The organism is Kibdelosporangium phytohabitans (assembly GCF_001302585.1).
Classification (GTDB): Bacteria; Actinomycetota; Actinomycetes; order Mycobacteriales; family Pseudonocardiaceae; genus Kibdelosporangium; species Kibdelosporangium phytohabitans.
Map to the genome: position 1 here is coordinate 5,397,623 of NZ_CP012752.1, position 17,229 is coordinate 5,414,851.

Consider the following 17,229-nt stretch of genomic DNA (forward strand, 5'->3'; position numbering starts at 1 on the left):
CGACGGTTAAGTCATCCGAGCCCGAGCTGCGCCAGTTCGATCCGTCGGGTGACGCCCAGCTTCGGATAGGCGCGGTACAGGTGGTGGCCGATCGTGCGCGGACTGAGGAACAGCTGCGCACCGATCTCCTTGTTGCTCAACCCGGTCGCCGCCAGTCGAACGACTTGCACCTCCTGCGGTGTCAGGTTCCTCAGCGGGTCGTCGGGGACCGGTTCGAGCGCCGGGCGTTCGCCGAGCGCGGTGAGCTCGGTCGTCGCACGCCCCTCCCAGGTCGACGCGCCCAGCCGTTTGAACACGGTCAGCGCCGCGTCCAGTTCAGCACGCGCCTCGGTACGGCGGCGCTTGCGGCGCAACCATTCGCCGTACAGCAACTGGGTCCTCGCCCGGTCGAACCGGCCGGTGTCCAGGTCGAGCGCTGCCCGGTAGTGCTCCTCCGAGTCATCGAGCATCGCCTGGCAGCGCCGCAGCAACGCCGTCGCGACCGGACCGTCCACGTGCGCGGCCCACCGCTCGAACGCCACGAACTGACCGGCGCACCGAGCGGGGGCACCGTCCCGGACCGCTGCCTCCACCAGGTCCGGGACGGCACGGATGAGGAAGTCGTACTTGGCCGGACCCACGCACACGGCGTGCAGCGCCACGAACGCGTCGCCGTACCGTCCCGCGGCGAGATCGAGCAGACCGAGGCCCCACGACGTCAGGGCGGTGCCGACGGCGTGCCGTCCTTCGAGGACCGGCAGCACCTCGGCGGCCAGTTCACGGCATCGTGGTTCGTCACCCGTCGCGGCGGCCAGCCACACCGAGGTGGCCCGCAGCACCGCGACTTCCATGTCCATCCCGAACTCGGTGCCGAGCGCCACCGCTTCGGCCAGACAGGTCTGCGCTGTCAGGAAGTCACCGCGCAGAGCCTGGACCAACGCCACGATCTCCTGCGCGTACGGGATCCACGTCAACGCCCCGCTGGCGCGCACTTGCGCCAGCATCGTCTCCATCACCGCGATGGTCGCCGTGTCCTCGGCCAGCATCAGCCCGCTGAACCCGGCCACGATCCGGTGGACGAAGTCCGCGTCGCCTGCCCGACCGGCCTCGATCACGGCGCGAAGCGGACCGGCGGCGTTCTCCGGCCTGCCGCTGAGCACGTCACCCCAGCTGATCTGCGCCTCGGCGGACGCCCGCAGCACGGACTCCCTGGGCAGGCGCAACTGGCCCATCAGCCGTCCACCCTCGGTGACCAGGGGTAGAGCGCCCGCGTCCCGGCCTGTGCAGATCATCTCGGTCAACATGACGACCGCTCGTTCGGGGTCGCTGTCCATGACCAGCAGCGCCGCCTCGGACGCCAGCGCGGCATCCGCTTCAGGGGAGGTCCGCTCGTATTCGATCTGGCCACGCAGCAACGTCGCTTCCGCGAGCACGCTCGCCTCGCTGGTGAGGGCCGTGACCTCGACGGCGAGGCGTGCCGCGCGGTCGGGTTTGCCCGCGTCGTAGGCGGCCAGTGCGGCCTTCGCGATCCGGCGCGCCTTGAGCTCGGGATCCACGCTCAACCGGCCTGCGCGGTCGTACGCGGCGGACACGGCCATGGCCCCGCCACGGCGTTCGGCCCGTTGCGCGGTCCGTTCGAGCTCGGCGGCCACGGCCTCGTCCGGCCCGGTGGTGGCGGTCGCGAGGTGCCAGGCTCGGCGGTCGAGGACGTCCGGGGCGGTGAGCGCCTCGGCGAAGGCCCGGTGGACGGCGATCCGCTGGTGGTGGGTGGCGCACTGGTACGCGGCGGCGCGCACCAGCGGATGCCGGAACGCCAGCTCCCCGTCCGCCACGCTGATCAGCCCCGCGCGCTCGGCCGCCTCCAGGTCGGACGTGTCCGCGCCGACCGCGCGGGCGACGTGCAGCACTGTGTCCATCTCGGCGAAGCGGTCGGCCGCGGCGACCAGCAGCATCGACTGGGACGCCTCGGGCAGGCTGACGATCTGCTCGCGGAAGGTCTCCTGCACTCGTCGCGTGACCGGCAACGGGCCGACTTGGTGCGCGGGCTCCGCACGACCGGCACGCTGTGCCGCCAGACGAGCCGCGCCGAGCTCCAGCAACGCGAGCGGGTTCCCCCTGGCTTCTTCCAGAACCCGCGCCCGCATCGGTGCTGTCAACCCGGGACTGTTCTGGTCGAGCAGACCGGCTGCCGCGTCCGGTGCCAGGGCAGACAGACGCAACTCGTCGATACCGGGCGTGTGGAACGGAACCGCCGTGTCACGGACGGCGAACAGCACCGTGACCGGGTCCACCTGGAACCGTCGAGCGGCGAACAGCAACGCGTCCGACGACCCGCGGTCCAGCCATTGCGCGTCATCGACCACGCACAACAACGGCTTCTCCGCGGCCAGCTCGGCGAGCAACGTCAACGCCGCCGCACCGATCAGGAACGGGTTGGGCGCCGTGTCGCCGCACAGGCCGAACGCACCTCGCAACGCGCCGGCCTGCGGGCCGGGCAGCAGGTCGAGCCGATCCAGGAACGGGTACAGCAGCAGGTGCAGGGCGCCGAACGCCAGCTCGGCCTCGGACTCGATGCCGACACCGCGCACCACGCGCGCACCGCCGGCCGTGGCCACGGCGTGATCGAGCAGCGCGGACTTGCCTATCCCGGCCTCGCCCCGGATGACCAGCGCCGCGCTGCGACCGGCAGCCGCCTGCTCCAGCAATCGCTCGACGTGGTCCCGTTCCCCATCGCGGCCCACCAACATGGCACCGAAGCCTAGCTGCTGAAATCCCGGCTGGGAGCGTGCTCGGCGGGTACCCGGGCGGGCACTCGGGGTGACGTCACGGTGAGCATCCCGCCGCGCACCCGGGAGGTCAGCAGCGCCAACCGGCGGCCCTGGTGACGCGCGGCGGCCAGGACTGTCCGCAGTGGAGGCCCGTTGCGGTCGTGTGACAGGGTGCCGTAGGGATTGCCGCCCGCGGCGGTCACGACCGGATCGGTGTATCCGGGTGCGACGATGAGGCAATCCCAGGCGTGCATGGCGGTGTAGGCCGCCAGGAGGGTCGATTCGCCGCCGGCGTGCGCGTTCGAGGTCGTGCCGAAGGCGGTGACGGTCCTGCCGAGAAAATCAGCGCCCGTGTCCTGGACTGTTTCGACGAAGCCCGCCGTCATCGCGGGCAGGGAGCCGGTGGTCGCGGGCATCCCCCAGGCCAGTCCGTCCGCCCATGAGACATCCGCGGGCGTGACGACAGGGACGTCCGTTGTGGCCGGCGTGATCTGGCGCAGCCGCACGGCCGCTCCCGTTTCCCGCGCTCCACTTGCCACCGCCGCGGCCAGTGCGCGCAGCGCAGGGCGGCCGTCTTGGCATATGACGACTATCTTGGCCGACGGTGCCGGTTCGCCGGTACGCACCAGATGCGCCAGGCGCGTGATCCGGGCCCCGGTGTGGGCGGCGGCGTCGCGTACTGCGCTCGGCAGGTCGCCGCCGTTGGCGCACACCGAGACGCCGTACGGATTGGCGCCGGTTTCCGCCCAGAGCGGCATCGTCGAGTCGGCCGACATCACCGCCGCGCCCCAGTGGTACATGCTCCGGTACAACCCGAGCAGCGTGGCTTCCTGCCCACCGTTGAGGCTGGTCGAACTCGTCATGCCGGTCACGACCTTGTCCGCCAGCAGCCGGGCCCGCCACAGGTCGCTGGTCGAGTCGATGAACTGCTTCACCGGCGCGGACACGTTGCCGTAGAAGGTCGGCGAACCCCAGACGATCCCGTCCGCCCACAGCAGATCGTCCTTGGTGGGCGGCGGCTCGCCCGGTGCGTCGATGCGACGCAGCCGGACCGTGGCTCCGGCGGCCCGCGCGCCCTCCGCCGCCGCGGTCGCGAGCGCGTGCAGAGTCCCTTTGCGGGAGTGGTGGATCACCAGCACGTTGGCTGTCACCAACTGCTCCTTCACGGTCAACCGACGATGATCTCGACACCGTCGCAGGCAGCGGCTGTCACCTCGTCGATGTCCGCGTCCAGCGGGGCGTCGACCAGCACGGACGCCGACCGCGCGTCGGAGTCGGCGATGGTGCCCAGTTCGTCGCCCGGCACCTTGCTGACCAGCACCGCGCACGAGCGTGGCGGGGCGTCGCGGTCGGTTGCGTGCAGTCGTGGCCACCGTTCGTCGCGTGTCGTCCAGCTCACCGGGGTGCCGTCGGCGCGGACGTCGACCAGTGTCCCGTGTGGATGGTCCAGGTAGACGTGCCTGCCGCGCCGGACCGGTTCCGGATAGGACACGTCCCGGCCGATGGCGAGGTCCACGATGCGTTCCTCCATGCTGGCGCCGGTGGCCAGGTGCCACAGCACGCTGATGCCGTCACCGGGCACGCGCAGCGCCACCTCCATCAGCGTCACGCCCCGGTCGCCCACGCGGTACTCCGCGTGCGTGATCGCGTCCCGGACCTCGAGCCGCCGCAGCACTTCCGCGTTCACCTTGGTCAGCTCGGCGGCGTCGGCGGCCGGCAGGCCGACGGGTGGGATGGTGTGGGACATCTCGACGAACGTGCCGCCGCCGTCCTCGTTGGTGCTCTTCCCGGTGATCCCCGACCATCGCGGTTCGCCGCCCTGTACCAGGCTCTCCACCGAGAACTCCGCGCCGACGACACGCTGTTCGATCAGCAGGGTCTCGTCCGCGGGGTAGCCGCCGACCGCGGCGGCCAAATCGGCGGCCGATGCCAGTTGCCGTACACCGGAACTGCTCATCCTGCCGACCGGTTTCACCACCAGCGGGCCGTTCCACGGCAGTTCGAGCCCGGCCACCGATGATCGGGCCGAGGGGTGGATCACGCGCCACCCCGGCGAATGATCCGGCAAAGCGTAGCGCTGCAGCAGTTTGTTGCGGCTGCTCGCCGCCGCGGACCAGCCGGGGCCGGGGAGACCCAGTACGTCGGCGAGCGCAGCCGCCGGTTCCACGAAGTACTCGCCGCAGGACAGGACACCGCGGACGTCGTAACGCTCCAGCAGGTCCTGCACGCTGCCGAGCACACCGCCCACAGTGGAATCGGGAACCGGCCACAGTTCGCCCAGGCCGGACAGCGGGTGGTCCGGTTGCCCGGTCAGCTCACGCAGCCGCTTCAGATCGCCGCCCGCGCTGAACACCATGATCGGCACGACGTCCAGTTCACGCGCGTACTCGACCAGCCGGAGATGACGGATGATCATCTTCAGTCCGGTCATGATCACCAGCGCCGGTGCCTTGCCGGTCATGTGTCCGCCTCCGCGTCGTCGGCGCGACCGGCCCGGGACGGCCTGGCCACACCGTTGCTGGTGCCGGGCAGCACCGTCCTGCTGGCACGGGCCACCACGATCGCGCCGGCCGGCACGTCGTCGACGACGAACGTCCGCGCGCCGATGCGCGCGTTGTCCCCGATCTCGACCGGCCCGAGGATCACCGAGTTCGCCCCGACCACGACCCCGGAGCCGAGCTTGGGATGCCGCCGTTGCCCGGGCGGTCGCCGCCGGTCGCGGCGCCAGCCCAGTGCGCCAAGGGTGACCTGGTGGTAGAGCGTGACGTCGTCGCCGAGTACCGCGGTCTCGCCGATCACCGTGCCACAGCCGTGGTCGATGAACAGCCGCCTGCCGATCCGGGCACCCGGGTGGATCTCGATCCCGCCGGAGAGCTGCCTGCCCACCCGGAAGATCAGCCGCGCCACCACCGGATGCCCGGACCGGTGCACCACGTGCGACAACCGGTGCAGCCACATCGCGACGAGATGGGGCGCCAGCAGCGCCTCACCGACGGTGTGCACCGACGGGTCGCGTTCGATCACCACGGCGATGTCCTCGCGCACGCGGTCCGCGACGTCCCTGATGCCCACCAGTCAGCGACCCAGTTCGGCCCACTGCTCCGGACTGCCGGTGCAGGGGAAAACGGTCACGATCAGCGAACTGGCCGGCATGCGCGCCGCGTACTGCTTGGCCACCAGCCAGTTGGCGGCGGCCGAACTGCCGATCCGGACACCGGTCAGGTCGAAGAACTCACCCATCGCACGGAACGCGTCCGGGTAGGTCACGTGCTCGTGGGCGCTGATCACATGGTCGTACGCCTTGACGAACGGCTGACGGATGCCGTGGCCATGACCGCCTGACCCCTCATAGGTCTGTTGTCCGCTGGGCGCGTCGGGATTGGCGTACGGCGACTCCGCGGGCGTGACACCGACCGCGGTGATCTCCGGGAACCGTGCGCGAAGCGCCCGCAGGACACCGATGAGCGTGCCGCCGCTGCCGATCGACGCCAGCCACAGGTCCGGCCGCCGGTCGCCGAGGTCGGCCAGGATCTCCTGACCGGTGGTCGCCTCGTGCATCGCGACGTTGACCGGATTGGCGTGCTGGAACACCAGCGTCCAACCCGGCTCCTCGGCGGCGATGCGCTGGGCGGTGCGGATGGTGAACAGGAAACCGCGCTCCTTGGGCACCAGGTCCACCGGGCACCCGCGGCTCTCGAGCGTGTCGAGCAGGCTCCTCGGGCTGAACGACGCGAGGACGAACCTGGTGACGACACCGGTCACGGTGCTCAGCGACGACATCGCCGCGGCCAGGTCACCGCCGGAGTACGCCAGCAGACGCAGTTCGCCCGCCGGTCGGTCGCCGTGCGTGCGCAACGCGTCGGCCACCAGCGCGTACGCAGTGCGGTCCTTGATCGACCCGACCGGGTTCTCCCACTCGCACTTGGCCACGATCCGCGCCCCACCGGGGACCGAGGGGACGTCGAGCAGCGTGGTCCTGCCCAGGCCGGCGCGGAAGCCGGCGAGTGCGGGATAACGCCGGTGCACGTCGTCGAACGCGAGCGCCCGCGCGGGATCGACCGGGGTGAACGGCTGCTGCAGCAGATCGCCCGGCGGGGCGAGCGGGTCGGGTGTCATGCGTCCTCCGCGAGCCGGAACCCGATGGCGTAGAGGTCACGGTCGAACCAGCCGTGCCGCCGGGTGCATCGGGCCAGGTCGCCGAACCGGGTGAAGCTTCCGCCCCTGGCCACCCGGTAGGACTGCCCGTCCCGTTTCAGGTCGTCGTCGACCGGTGCCCCACCGGGATAGGCCGCGTAGTCGTCGGCGACGAACTCCTCCACGTTGCCCGCCATGTCGTCCGCGCCGAACGGTGACCGCCCGGCGGGGTAGAGGCCGACCGGTGTCGTGCACAGTGGACCGTCCTCGACGGTGTTGGCGTGATCCGGCAGGAACTGCCCGCCCCACGGGTACTCGTGCACGCCACCGCCTGCCGCGTACTCCCACTCCGCCTCGGACGGCAGCCGGAAACGCCGCCCGGTCCTGGCCGCCAGCCAGGCGGCGTACGCGTCCGCCTGATCCGGCCGGACCGTCCACACGGGATGGTTGGCCCGCTGGTGCGGGTAACCGCCGAACAGCCACGAACTCGGCAGCGCATCGGTCCCGGTGTCCCGCAGGAAAGCCCGGTACTCCAGGTTCGTCACCGGATAGCGCATGATCCGGAAGGACGGCAGGACCACGCTGTGCCTCGGGCACTCCTTGCGGATCCAGTCGGCGACGACCCCGACCGGCGCCCACTGCGCGACGACCGCGTCCACCTGGTCCTCCGGCAGGCCGAGTTCGGCCCGCCCCGCGGGGACGTCGACCATCCGGGGATCGTCCGGATCGACGCGCGGGTCCCCGAGCATGCCCAGCACCGAACCGGCGACGTAGCGGCGCTCGAACGGCTCGTCGCCGTCCTCGCAGCGGGCGACCAGCCGTTCGGGCGTGTCCCGCAGCAGGTCACGGTGGCGGGCGAACACGTCACTGGGCAGCCGCTCGGCCAGGTGCCCGGGCAGCCCCATGGCCTCCCGGTCGCCGAGCGCGTTCGGGTTGGCGGCCACCGGCGCCGGATTCGGTGCCATCACGCCGTTCCCTGCACCTCGTAGACCCGTCCGTCGTACGAACCGGCCAGGAACACCTGTCGCTCGGGCAGATGGCACAGCGAGGAGATCCCGGAGGTGGTCGGCCGGTCGTCGGCCACCCACTTGCCCAGCTCGCGGTCGTAGACCTTGACGTGGCCGTGGTACGACCCGGTGGCGATCAGCCTGCCGGTGGGATCGGCCGCGACGCACTTGATGGAGTTCGGGTGCGTCGTGTCCACCACGCGCACGGCGAAGTCGGGCGCCCACAGCCGCAGCTTCAGATCCCGTCCGACGCTGGCGAAGTGACCATGGCCGAGTCCCACGCACCCGTTGGCGATCCGGTCGTGCGCGTGGTCGATCTCGTGCACTCGCGCGAAATCGGCCACGGAGTGCCACGCGACACTGGTGTCCGCGCAGACCGACATGATCAGGTCCCCGGACACCGCGACGCCTTTGACTGCGTTGGCGTGCAACTGGATGGTGGTCACATGCTCGAGGTTTCCCCCGTCGCCCAATCGGAACACCAGGCCCTCGCCGGTGTAGGCGCCGACAATCAGGTGCTCGACCCCGTCACGGGTGAAGGCGGCGCCGCAGTTGAGCGGCGACGAGTGCTGGTGCACCAGCTGCCCGGTCAACGCGTCCATCAGCTTGCCCAGCTGGCCGCCGGTCGCGACGAGTGAGCTCATCGGCGTCAAGAAGTTGCACAAGCTGCCCAACCGGGTCAGCTCGGCGCCGTCCCGCCACACCACACCGGCATCGCCGACAGTGAGCACGTTCCCGTTGTACCCGCTGACGGCGTTCACGCCCGGGGTCGGCGGCACCTCGTCCAGCTGCCATTTCCGCGTGCCGTAGTCATAGGTCCGGTAGGTCGAGCCGAACGTGCCGAACACCAGCGTCGACCCGGCCGCGAAGGCGCAACTGCGTGGCCAGACGTCGTCGGGGATGTCCGCGCCGTCCACGCGTTGCAGGCTCTCACCCGCGGTGTTCCACAGCACCATGGTGCGGTCGTAGCTCAGGCTGACCATCAGCTGGCGGGCGTTGTCCAGCACGAGCCGTTTGACGCCTGAGGCGTGCGCCGGCAACACGGTCTTCTGGTCGCCGGTGATCACGATGATCTCGCCGTCGTCGTTGCCCGCGTACAACGTCCCGTCGCGGTCGATGGCGACCGTGTCGGTCTCCACCCCGCCGAGGTCGATGTCCTGCAGCTGTTCCCCGGTCGCCAGCGACCACCGTTTCACGGTCCCGTCGTCGCTCGACGTGATCAGCTCCTCGGAATCGCCCGCCCACTCCACCGAGATCACGTCCGCGGTGTGGCCGACGAACCGGCGCACCAGGTTGCCGTCGAAGTCGTACACCCGCAGTTTGTGGTCCCGCGACGCCGTGGCGACCAACTCGCGGGCCGGGTGGAAGACCGACATCTCCACGTCGTCGTCCTGGTCGTTGAGCACCGCGCGCAGCCGCAGGTCCGGCACCGTCCACAGCCGGGCGGTGTAGTCGCTCGACGAGGTGACCAGCAGCGACCCGTCCGCGTTGAACGAGCACTGGTTGGCGAGGTGGTCGTGCAGTACCCGGTTCACCGCCCGCCTGGTCGGCTGGTCCCAGAGCACCACCTGGTTGTCATAGCCCGCCGTGGCGATATACCGGTCGCGAAAGGCCGCGATACCGCTGATCGGACTCCTGTGCTCGATCACTGCAGACTCCTCGGTCTATTCGACGCGGATTGTGTGGCCGGCATGTTCCACCTTCGCTCGCAGATACGCCCGGTTCGCGTCGGTCACGTGCCCGGAGGTGAGGCGTTGCCGGTACACCGTTATGCCGCATTCCTCAAGCCGTTCGATCTTCTTCGGGTTGTTCGAAATGAGCTCGATCTCCGTTTTGCCGAGGCTCTGCAACATCTGCGCCGCGACCGTGTAGTCGCGGGGGTCGTCGGCGAAGTTCAACGCCCGGTTGGCCTCGAAAGTGTCCATCCCGGAGTCCTGCAGCCGGTAGGCCTCGATTTTGTTGTAGAGGCCGATCCCGCGACCTTCCTGGCGCAGATAGAGCAGCACTCCGCCTTCGGCGGCCATCATCGTGATGGATTCGGCCAGCTGGGCGTGGCAATCACATCTCGCTGAGCGGAACACGTCACCGGTGAGGCACTCCGAGTGCAGCCGGACCAGCGGCTTCGGCTGTCTCAGCCCGTTGCCGTACACCACGGCCAGGTGTTCGCGCCCGTCGACGAGCCCGTGGAACGTCACCACGGTCGCAGGCGTGAACACCCCGGCCGACAGCTGCAACGGGACGCTCACCGTGGTCCGTATCCGCGCGGGCGCAACGGTGAGTATTCCGTTGGAATCCGGATTTGTGCCCGACGAAAGATTATCGCCCAATGCCCGACCCCCGGAACGTGATTGAATCGGCCCCTGTGGGGCTGGTGGCCCCAACGTATATCGACGCTAGCACCGAATCGTGCCACTGTGATTCTTCGCCGTTGCCGTTCTTCCGCGTCGGCCACAATGGACCGGACGCACGCGCGGATCCCGTGCAATGAGCGCTGTTGACAGTCCGCGCGGCGAGCGGCTACCTTCGAAATCGGGTTTTACCCAACCCTCGCTTACCGGCCGGATGTGTTATTCGTCAGGGGGAAAAGCGTCGATGAACCGTGTCACGCCGAATCGGTACACCGCCGTCGGACGCGGTCCAGGGCCGATCACCCCGGACGGATGCCCGGTCGAACTCTACGAACTTCTTCCCGCACAGGGAGAAGCCGACGTCGTGCATTCCGCGGTACCCGCCGGCGCGGCAATTCTCGAACTGGGCGCCGGGACGGGGCGAATCACGCGCGGACTGATCGAGCACGGCCACGACGTGGTCGCGGTGGACGAGTCGCGGGAGATGCTCGCCCGCGTCACCGGAGCGCGGACGGTGCACGCGTCGATCGAGGCGCTGTCGCTGGACGACCGGTTCGACGTCGTGCTGCTGGCGTCCTACCTGGTGAACGAGAAGGACGACGACCTGCGGGCCGCCTGGCTCGCGGCCTGCGAACGGCACATGGCGCCCGGCGGCTGCCTCATCCTTCAACGGCACACCCTGACCTGGTTCGACCAGGCGCAGCCCTACGAACGGGTCGCCGGTGACCTGACCCTGCGGCTGCGCGAAGTATCGCGACCGACACCGGACCTGCTCAGCGTGACGATGGAATACGAGCACTCCGGGCGGAAGTGGACGCACTCGTACACCCACCGCCGCATGTCCGACGCCGAGATCGCGGCCGAACTGGCCCGCGCAGGCCTACGGGTGGAGTCCTACCTGACCGACAACCGTGACTGGGTCCTCGCCAGAAGGCGCTGACCGCTGCTGACGGGTGATGGCGAGCCGACCGGCCGGGAGGGGTGTGCGGATGGGTGCGCGCGAGACGGACGGCGGTGTGCCGTTCCTGGTGAACGCCGACTTCGGCAAGTTCTGGTCCGGGCTGACGTTGAGCGAGATCGGCGCAAGGGGAGTATCCCTGGTGTTCCCGCTGATCGCGGTGCTCACCTTCGGCGCGTCACCGAGCGAGGTCGGCTATCTCAACGCCGCGCAGTTCGCACCCGCCCTGATCGTCCCGCTGCTGGCCGGTGTGTGGCTGGACCGCAGAGCGCGCCGGCCGAGCCTGTTGCTCGTGCACTTCGGCAGCATGACCGCGCTGCTGGCCGTGGCGATCCTGATGGCCACCGGCCGCCCGGCGATCGAGCTGCTGTTCGCCGCGGCGTTCGTGGTCGGCTTGTTCAACGCGATCAGTGGCATCTCCACCCAGGCCTACGTTCCCGCGCTCGTGCGGCCCGCCGAGCTGGTGACGGCCAACAGCCGGATCCAGATGACCTACGCCATGGTCCAGGTCGCCGCGCCCGGTCTGGGCGGCGTGGTCACCGGTGCCCTCGGCGGCGTCAAGGCCGTGGTGCTGTTCCTGCTCACCTACGCGGCGGCCGGGCTGTGCGTGCTGGCGATCCGGCATCGCGAAGTGGTGGATCCGCCCGCCGGGCGGACCGGTGTGCTGTCCATGATCAAGGAGGGCATGTGGTTCATCGCCCGCTCCCGGACACTGCGCGTGCTCACCCTGCAGGGCACCTGGATCAACCTCTTCGACCAGATGGTGCTGACCCTGTGGGTGCTGTTCGCCTTGTCCGCCTTCGACTTCAGTCCCGAGCTGTACGGGCTCACGATGGCGGTCAGCGGTGTCGGCGCCATCGTCGGTTCGATGGTCGCCCGAGCTGTCGGCGCCCGGCTGGGCACCCGTCGCAGCATCATCACCGGTGTCGGCGTCGGCTCGGTCGTGCTGCTGGTCCTGCCGCTCGTGTCGGGCTCGAAACCGTTGCTGGTCGCGGTTTCGGTGCTGGTGTTCTTCGGATACAGCTTCGGGCACACCCTGTCCAACATCTTCGTGGTCTCGACGCGCCAGGTGATCACGCCGAACGAGCTGCTCGGCCGGGTGACGGCCACGTACCGGTTCGCGGCGTTCGGTGCGATCCCGATCGGCGCGGCGCTCGGCGGGCTCGCCGGGGAGTGGCTCGGGCTGCGCACCGCGTTGCTGGTGGGCGTCATCGGCCTGGTCGTCGGCTGGGTGGTCTGTTCGATCCTGCTGCCGTCCGACCTCGACGAGGCCCGGCGCGCGGCGGCGGAGCCGGGGCGGTGAGCACATGCGTGTCCTGAAACCGGCCGACTGGCCCGAAGCCCTTGCCCTGCGCGCACAACACCCGGCCGCGGTGCCGGTTTCCGGCGGCACCGACGTGATGGTGGGGTTGCGGGCGGGACGGCTCCGCCCGGACATCCTGCTGGATCTCAGCCGGGTTCCCGGACTCGGTGGCTGGCGGGTCGACCGGGACTGGGTTCGCCTCGGCGCGGGGACGACCTACACCGGCATCGCCGACGGGCTCGCCGGCTCCCTCCCGGGATTGGCCGCGGTCGCGCGGGCAGTGGGATCGCGGCAGGTGCGCAACCGCGGCACTCTCGGTGGCAGCTTGGGCACCGCGGCGCCGACCGGCGACCCGCACCCGATGCTGCTCGCGATCGGTGCGGAGATCGAATTGAGTTCCGCGAACGGGACCCGCCGCGTTCCCGTCGACCGCTTCTACCGACCGCAGGGCGGCACGGCGCTCGCCGCCGACGAACTGATCCACAGCGTCCGGCTGCCGGTTGTCACCGGGCCCCAGCGATTCGCTCGGGTCGGCGCACGCCGGGGCATGGTGAAAAGCGCGTGCAGCTGTGCGATCGTGCTGGACGCGGCCCGCGAGGAGATCAGGGTCGCGGTCGGCGGCTACGGCCCGGCCCCGCACCGCGCCGCGGACGCGGAAGCGTTGCTGCGCGAGCAACTGTGGACCGGCGGGCTCACCGGTGACCTGCTCGGCAGGTTCGGGCGGCTGGTCGCGGCCAGTGCGACACCGGTGACCGACCTCAGGGCCACCGCTGCCTACCGGCGGCACGCCATCGCCGTGCTGGCCGGGCGGAACCTTCAGCAGGTGTGGGAAAGCCATCGCCGCAAGGAGGCCTGATGACTGTCAGCGTGACTGTCAACGGCAAGCTGTTCGAGGACGAATCCGAGTCGGTGAGCCTGCTCGCCCTGCTCCGGGACCGCTGGGGCCTGCTCGGCACCAAGAACGCCTGTGAGGAAGGCGAATGCGGTTCGTGCACGGTCCGCCTCGACGACGTGCTGGTGAACGCCTGCCTGGTGCTCGCGACGCAGGCCGACGGCCGGGAAGTGACCACAGTGGAAGGCATGGCGACCGACGCGGGGTTGCACCCGGTGCAGCAGGCGTTTGTGGACGCCGGTGCCGTCCAATGTGGCTTCTGCACGTCCGGCATGGTTCTCGCCGCCGACGACTTGCTGCGCCGCGTGCCGTGCCCGACAGCGGCTGAGGTTCGTGCCGAGATGGCCGGCAACCTGTGCCGTTGCACGGGTTACCGGCACATCGTCGACGCCGTCTGCTTGGCCGCCGAACGGACGACAGCGGAGCAAGTATGAACGCGGCACCTGACGGCATCGGCACCAGCGCGAAGCAACCCGACGGCGTCGCCAAAGTCACCGGTGTGTTCCGCTTCTCCTCGGATCTCGGCAACACGGGCGCGGTGTGGGCGGCGACGCTGCGCAGCCCGCACGCGCACGCCAGGGTCCTGTCGATCGACACTGCGCCCGCCTGGCAGCTGGCCGGGGTACGTGACGTCATCACCCACGCGGACATCCCCGGCCGCAAGCTCTGCGGCCAGATGAAAGTGGACCAGCCGGTGCTGGCCGAGGACGTCGTCCGCTTCCACGGCGAGCCGGTGGCTGTCGTGGCCGCCGACGACCTGGCCACGGCCCGGCTGGCCGCCGAGCGGATCGTCGTCGACTACGAGGTGCTCCCTGCGGTCACCGACCCGTTGCCCGCTCTGGAACCTGGCGCGCCCGCAGTGCATCCGGACGGCAACGTGGTGGCCCACAAGCGAATCCGTCGCGGCGCGGCGCAGTCGGGCGAGTTCCCGTACGCCGAGGTGGTGGTCAAGGGCGAGTACACGGTCGGCATGCAGGATCCCGCGTTCCTCGGCCCGGAGTCCGGGCTCGCCGTGCCCACCCCGGACGGCGGGGTCGAACTGCACGTGGCGACCCAGTGGCTGCACGTGGACCAGGAACAGATCGCCGCTTCTCTCGGCCTGGCCAGTGACCTGGTCGTGGTCAAGCCCGCGGGAACAGGCGGTGCTTTCGGCGGGCGGGAAGACCTGACGGTGCACGTCCACGCCTGCCTCATCGCGTTGCGGCTGCAACGCCCGGTGATGATGTCGTACTCACGGGCCGAGTCGTTCCTCGGGCACGTGCACCGTCATCCCGCTGTGCTGCGTTACGAGCACGGGTGTACCGCGGACGGGAAGCTGGTCTACGTCCGGGCCGAGATCGTCCTGGACGGCGGTGCCTACGCGGCGAGTTCGCCTGCCATCGCTGGGAATGCCGCCACTCACGCCGTCGGCCCGTACGACGTCCCGCACGTCTGGGCCGAGGCCACCGCCGTGTACACCAACAATCCACCCGCCGGGGCCATGCGCGGGTTCGGGACCGTGCAGCCGTGTTTCGCCTACGAGAGCCAGATGGACCGGCTGGCCGCGGTGACCGGGCTGGATCCCGTGGAGTTCAGGCTCCGCAACGCGCTGCGGACCGGCGGGAGCCTGCCGACCGGTCAGGTGCTCACCGGCCCGGTCGCCGTGACGGAACTGCTGCAACGACTCCGTGCGCTGCCCGTCCCGGCCGGCACTCCGGCGCGCGAGGTGGTCCGCGGCGTCGGCTACGCGGTGTGCCTGAAGAACATCGGCTTCTCCGAAGGCTTCGACGACTTCTCCACTGCCCGGGTACGGTTGTGCGTCGATGCCGGTTCGCCCGTCGCCGTCGTGACCAGTGCCGCGATGGATGTCGGCCAAGGTGTGTCCACGGTCCAGCGCCAGATCGCCGTGTCCGAACTCGGTGTCGCGGACGTCCGGGTCGAGCACGCCGACAGCCGGTTCGGCACCGCTGGGCCGACATCCGCCTCACGGCACACCTACGTCACCGGGGGAGCGGTCCGTGCGGCCTGTCAGGAGGTACGCGCCGACGTCCTGAAGTTGGCGCGTGAACGGTTCCCCAGCGCCTCGGTCCTGCGCGACGGCGTGATCACGGACAGCACCGGCGACCCGGTCGCGACGCTCGCCGATGTGCTCGGCTCGACGGTCATCGAACGGACCGCGGAGTTCCACCACCCGCGCACGTATCCGCTGGACCCGGTCAACGGCCAGGGCGACTCGGCCATGCAGTTCGGGTTCGCCGCCCACCGCGCGGTTGTGGACGTCGACGTGGACCTCGGCCAGGTCACCGTCGTGGATTTCGCCACGGCACAGGACGTCGGCCGGGTGATGAACCCGCTGGCGCTCGCGGGCCAGCTGCAGGGCGGCGCCGCGCAAGGACTTGGCCTCGCGCTGATGGAGGAGCTGCACCTGGCCGACGGCCAGGTGTTGAATCCGTCGTTCGCCACGTACATGCTGCCGACGATGATGGACGTGCCGCCACTGCGGACGGAGATCCTCGAAATGGCGGATCCCCGAGCACCCTACGGTGTCCGCGGGATCGGGGAACTCCCGGCGATCTCGTCCACCGCGGCCGTCGCCGCCGCGGTCCGGGCGGCCACCGGCAAACCGGTGAACCGGGTGCCGATCAGACCAGAACACCTCCTGGACCTGGAGGACCTGTGACCGAATGGTTCTCTGGGCCGCTGGGTGGTCTGTCCGATCAGGACTGGGACCGGCTGGCGGGCGACCGGTTCTACTCGTCGTCGCTGTGGCTGCGGTTGTGCGCGCTCAGCCCGGGCAGCACATCCGGTGGCCTGCACGTGGACCTGCCCGGTGGTGGCCGCGCGGCGGTGCCCGTCGCGCGGGTGCGTGACGAACCCAATCCGCACTGCCGTTGGCACGACCAGTTGACCAAACGTGGCCTGCCCGCGCCACCGCCGCAGGGCATCCTGGTGGGCCAGCGCCGTGGCTACCAGGCCCACCTGCTGGCCAGCCCGGCCGTGGACCCGGCGGTAGCCGCTGGGGCTCTGCTGGACGCGCTGCGGTCGGTGCGGGAGCCCAGCGTCGCCATGTACGTGACAACGCCGGATGTCCGGTCGCTGCGGGCCGCGGGAGTGCGTGCCCTGCCGGTCGCCCTGACCACCGACGCGTGGATCGACGTCCCACCCGGTGGCTGGGAGGCGTGGACAACCTCCCTGGGCACACGCAACAGGTCGCGCAGAGTCCGCCGTGAGGCACGCAACTTCGCACGGGCGGGCTACCGGTTGGAACACCGGACGCTGAAGGAGGCGTACCACGACGTGGCGCGCCTGCTCGCCCGCACGGAGGCACGCTACGGCAGGACCGTCGACGTCGAACCACTGGCGCGGTCGTTCCGAGCCCAGGGCGAACTGGCCGGCGACCGAGCCGAAGTGACGTTGTGCTCGCTTGACGACGGCCCGCCGCTCGGTTTCTGCCTGTACTACAGGCAAGGCGACACGGTGTTCCTGCGCGCGGTCGGCTTCGACTACGAGAAGCTGAGCGGGGCGGCGGAGTACTTCAACCTCACTTACTACATTCCCGCTCGACTGCCCGGCGTCCGGCGACTGCACGCCGGTATCGAGACCCCGGACGCCAAGGCGCGGCGAGGTGCCACACTGGAGCCGCTGTGGTTGCTGGACCTGTCCGAGGACAGCGTCCTGAATGGACACGACAGCGAGGTCCGGCGGCACAACCACGCGTTTCTCACGCTGCTCAGGGACACCTCGCCGATGGTCGCCGAGGCACTGGTGGACGAACTCTGGGAAGAGTTCACCTGAAACACGCCAGCGCCTGTCCTCAAAGCCAGATGAGGGGTGTGGCCGGGTCGAGGTCGGCCAGGACCC

Annotated in this window: 14 protein-coding genes; 6 read left to right on the forward strand and 8 right to left on the reverse strand. The window is 70.1% G+C overall.

The genetic code is table 11. The annotated features are described in order from the left end of the window. Positions 1-11: 11 nt before the first annotated feature. The 8 genes from AOZ06_RS24615 to AOZ06_RS24650 are packed head-to-tail and all read right to left on the reverse strand — an operon-like array spanning position 12 to position 10,134. Positions 12-2,726: a helix-turn-helix transcriptional regulator gene (locus tag AOZ06_RS24615; RefSeq protein WP_054291566.1), complete on the reverse strand. Its 2,715-nt coding sequence runs from the start codon at positions 2,724-2,726 to the stop codon at positions 12-14. 11 nt (positions 2,727-2,737) lie between these two features. After that, positions 2,738-3,898: a flavodoxin family protein gene (locus AOZ06_RS56615; RefSeq protein WP_169798975.1), complete on the reverse strand. Its 1,161-nt coding sequence runs from the start codon at positions 3,896-3,898 to the stop codon at positions 2,738-2,740. A gap of 17 nt (positions 3,899-3,915) precedes the next feature. Beyond that, the gene (locus AOZ06_RS24625; RefSeq protein WP_054291568.1) at positions 3,916-5,208 is read right to left on the reverse strand and encodes an ATP-grasp domain-containing protein; all 1,293 of its coding nucleotides are present in this window, start codon (positions 5,206-5,208) and stop codon (positions 3,916-3,918) included. Next, positions 5,205-5,819: a serine O-acetyltransferase EpsC gene (gene epsC / locus AOZ06_RS24630; RefSeq protein WP_157233216.1), complete on the reverse strand. Its 615-nt coding sequence runs from the start codon at positions 5,817-5,819 to the stop codon at positions 5,205-5,207. The genes AOZ06_RS24625 and epsC overlap by 4 nt, the downstream gene beginning before the upstream one ends. A 3-nt stretch (positions 5,820-5,822) precedes the next feature. After that, positions 5,823-6,863 (reverse strand): pyridoxal-phosphate dependent enzyme, encoded by a 1,041-nt coding sequence (locus AOZ06_RS24635; protein ID WP_054291570.1) that lies wholly within the window; start codon positions 6,861-6,863, stop codon positions 5,823-5,825. Beyond that, a complete protein-coding gene (locus AOZ06_RS24640; protein ID WP_054291571.1) occupies positions 6,860-7,846 on the reverse strand; it encodes a formylglycine-generating enzyme family protein in 987 nt (328 codons plus the stop codon). Before AOZ06_RS24640 ends, AOZ06_RS24635 begins: the two co-directional genes overlap by 4 nt. Next, entirely contained in the window at positions 7,846-9,537 is a 1,692-nt protein-coding gene (locus AOZ06_RS24645; RefSeq protein ID WP_054291572.1) for a WD40 repeat domain-containing protein, read from the reverse strand. Before AOZ06_RS24645 ends, AOZ06_RS24640 begins: the two co-directional genes overlap by 1 nt. A gap of 15 nt (positions 9,538-9,552) precedes the next feature. Continuing rightward, the gene (locus tag AOZ06_RS24650) at positions 9,553-10,134 is read right to left on the reverse strand and encodes a GTP cyclohydrolase II (RefSeq protein WP_083471897.1); all 582 of its coding nucleotides are present in this window, start codon (positions 10,132-10,134) and stop codon (positions 9,553-9,555) included. Between the two features lie 346 nt (positions 10,135-10,480). Here AOZ06_RS24650 and AOZ06_RS24655 point away from each other — a divergent pair, with 346 nt between their 5' ends. From AOZ06_RS24655 to AOZ06_RS24680, 6 genes are read left to right on the forward strand one after another with little or no spacing between them, the layout of a single operon-like run. Then, on the forward strand, positions 10,481-11,176 hold the full coding sequence (locus AOZ06_RS24655) for a class I SAM-dependent methyltransferase (RefSeq protein WP_054291573.1): 696 nt from the start codon (positions 10,481-10,483) through the stop codon (positions 11,174-11,176). Positions 11,177-11,225: 49 nt separating this feature from the next. Continuing rightward, positions 11,226-12,497, forward strand: coding sequence for an MFS transporter (locus AOZ06_RS24660; protein ID WP_054291574.1), 1,272 nt, complete (start codon positions 11,226-11,228; stop codon positions 12,495-12,497). Between the two features lie 4 nt (positions 12,498-12,501). Beyond that, entirely contained in the window at positions 12,502-13,353 is an 852-nt protein-coding gene (locus tag AOZ06_RS24665; protein ID WP_054291575.1) for an FAD binding domain-containing protein, read from the forward strand. After that, entirely contained in the window at positions 13,353-13,823 is a 471-nt protein-coding gene (locus AOZ06_RS24670; RefSeq protein WP_054291576.1) for a (2Fe-2S)-binding protein, read from the forward strand. The genes AOZ06_RS24665 and AOZ06_RS24670 overlap by 1 nt, the downstream gene beginning before the upstream one ends. Next, on the forward strand, positions 13,820-16,048 hold the full coding sequence (locus AOZ06_RS24675; RefSeq protein ID WP_054291577.1) for a xanthine dehydrogenase family protein molybdopterin-binding subunit: 2,229 nt from the start codon (positions 13,820-13,822) through the stop codon (positions 16,046-16,048). Before AOZ06_RS24670 ends, AOZ06_RS24675 begins: the two co-directional genes overlap by 4 nt. Next, positions 16,045-17,163 carry a hypothetical protein gene (locus AOZ06_RS24680; protein ID WP_054291578.1) on the forward strand — a complete coding sequence of 373 codons (1,119 nt, stop codon included), beginning with the start codon at positions 16,045-16,047 and terminating at the stop codon, positions 17,161-17,163. Before AOZ06_RS24675 ends, AOZ06_RS24680 begins: the two co-directional genes overlap by 4 nt. The last annotated feature ends 66 nt before the right edge of the window (positions 17,164-17,229 follow it).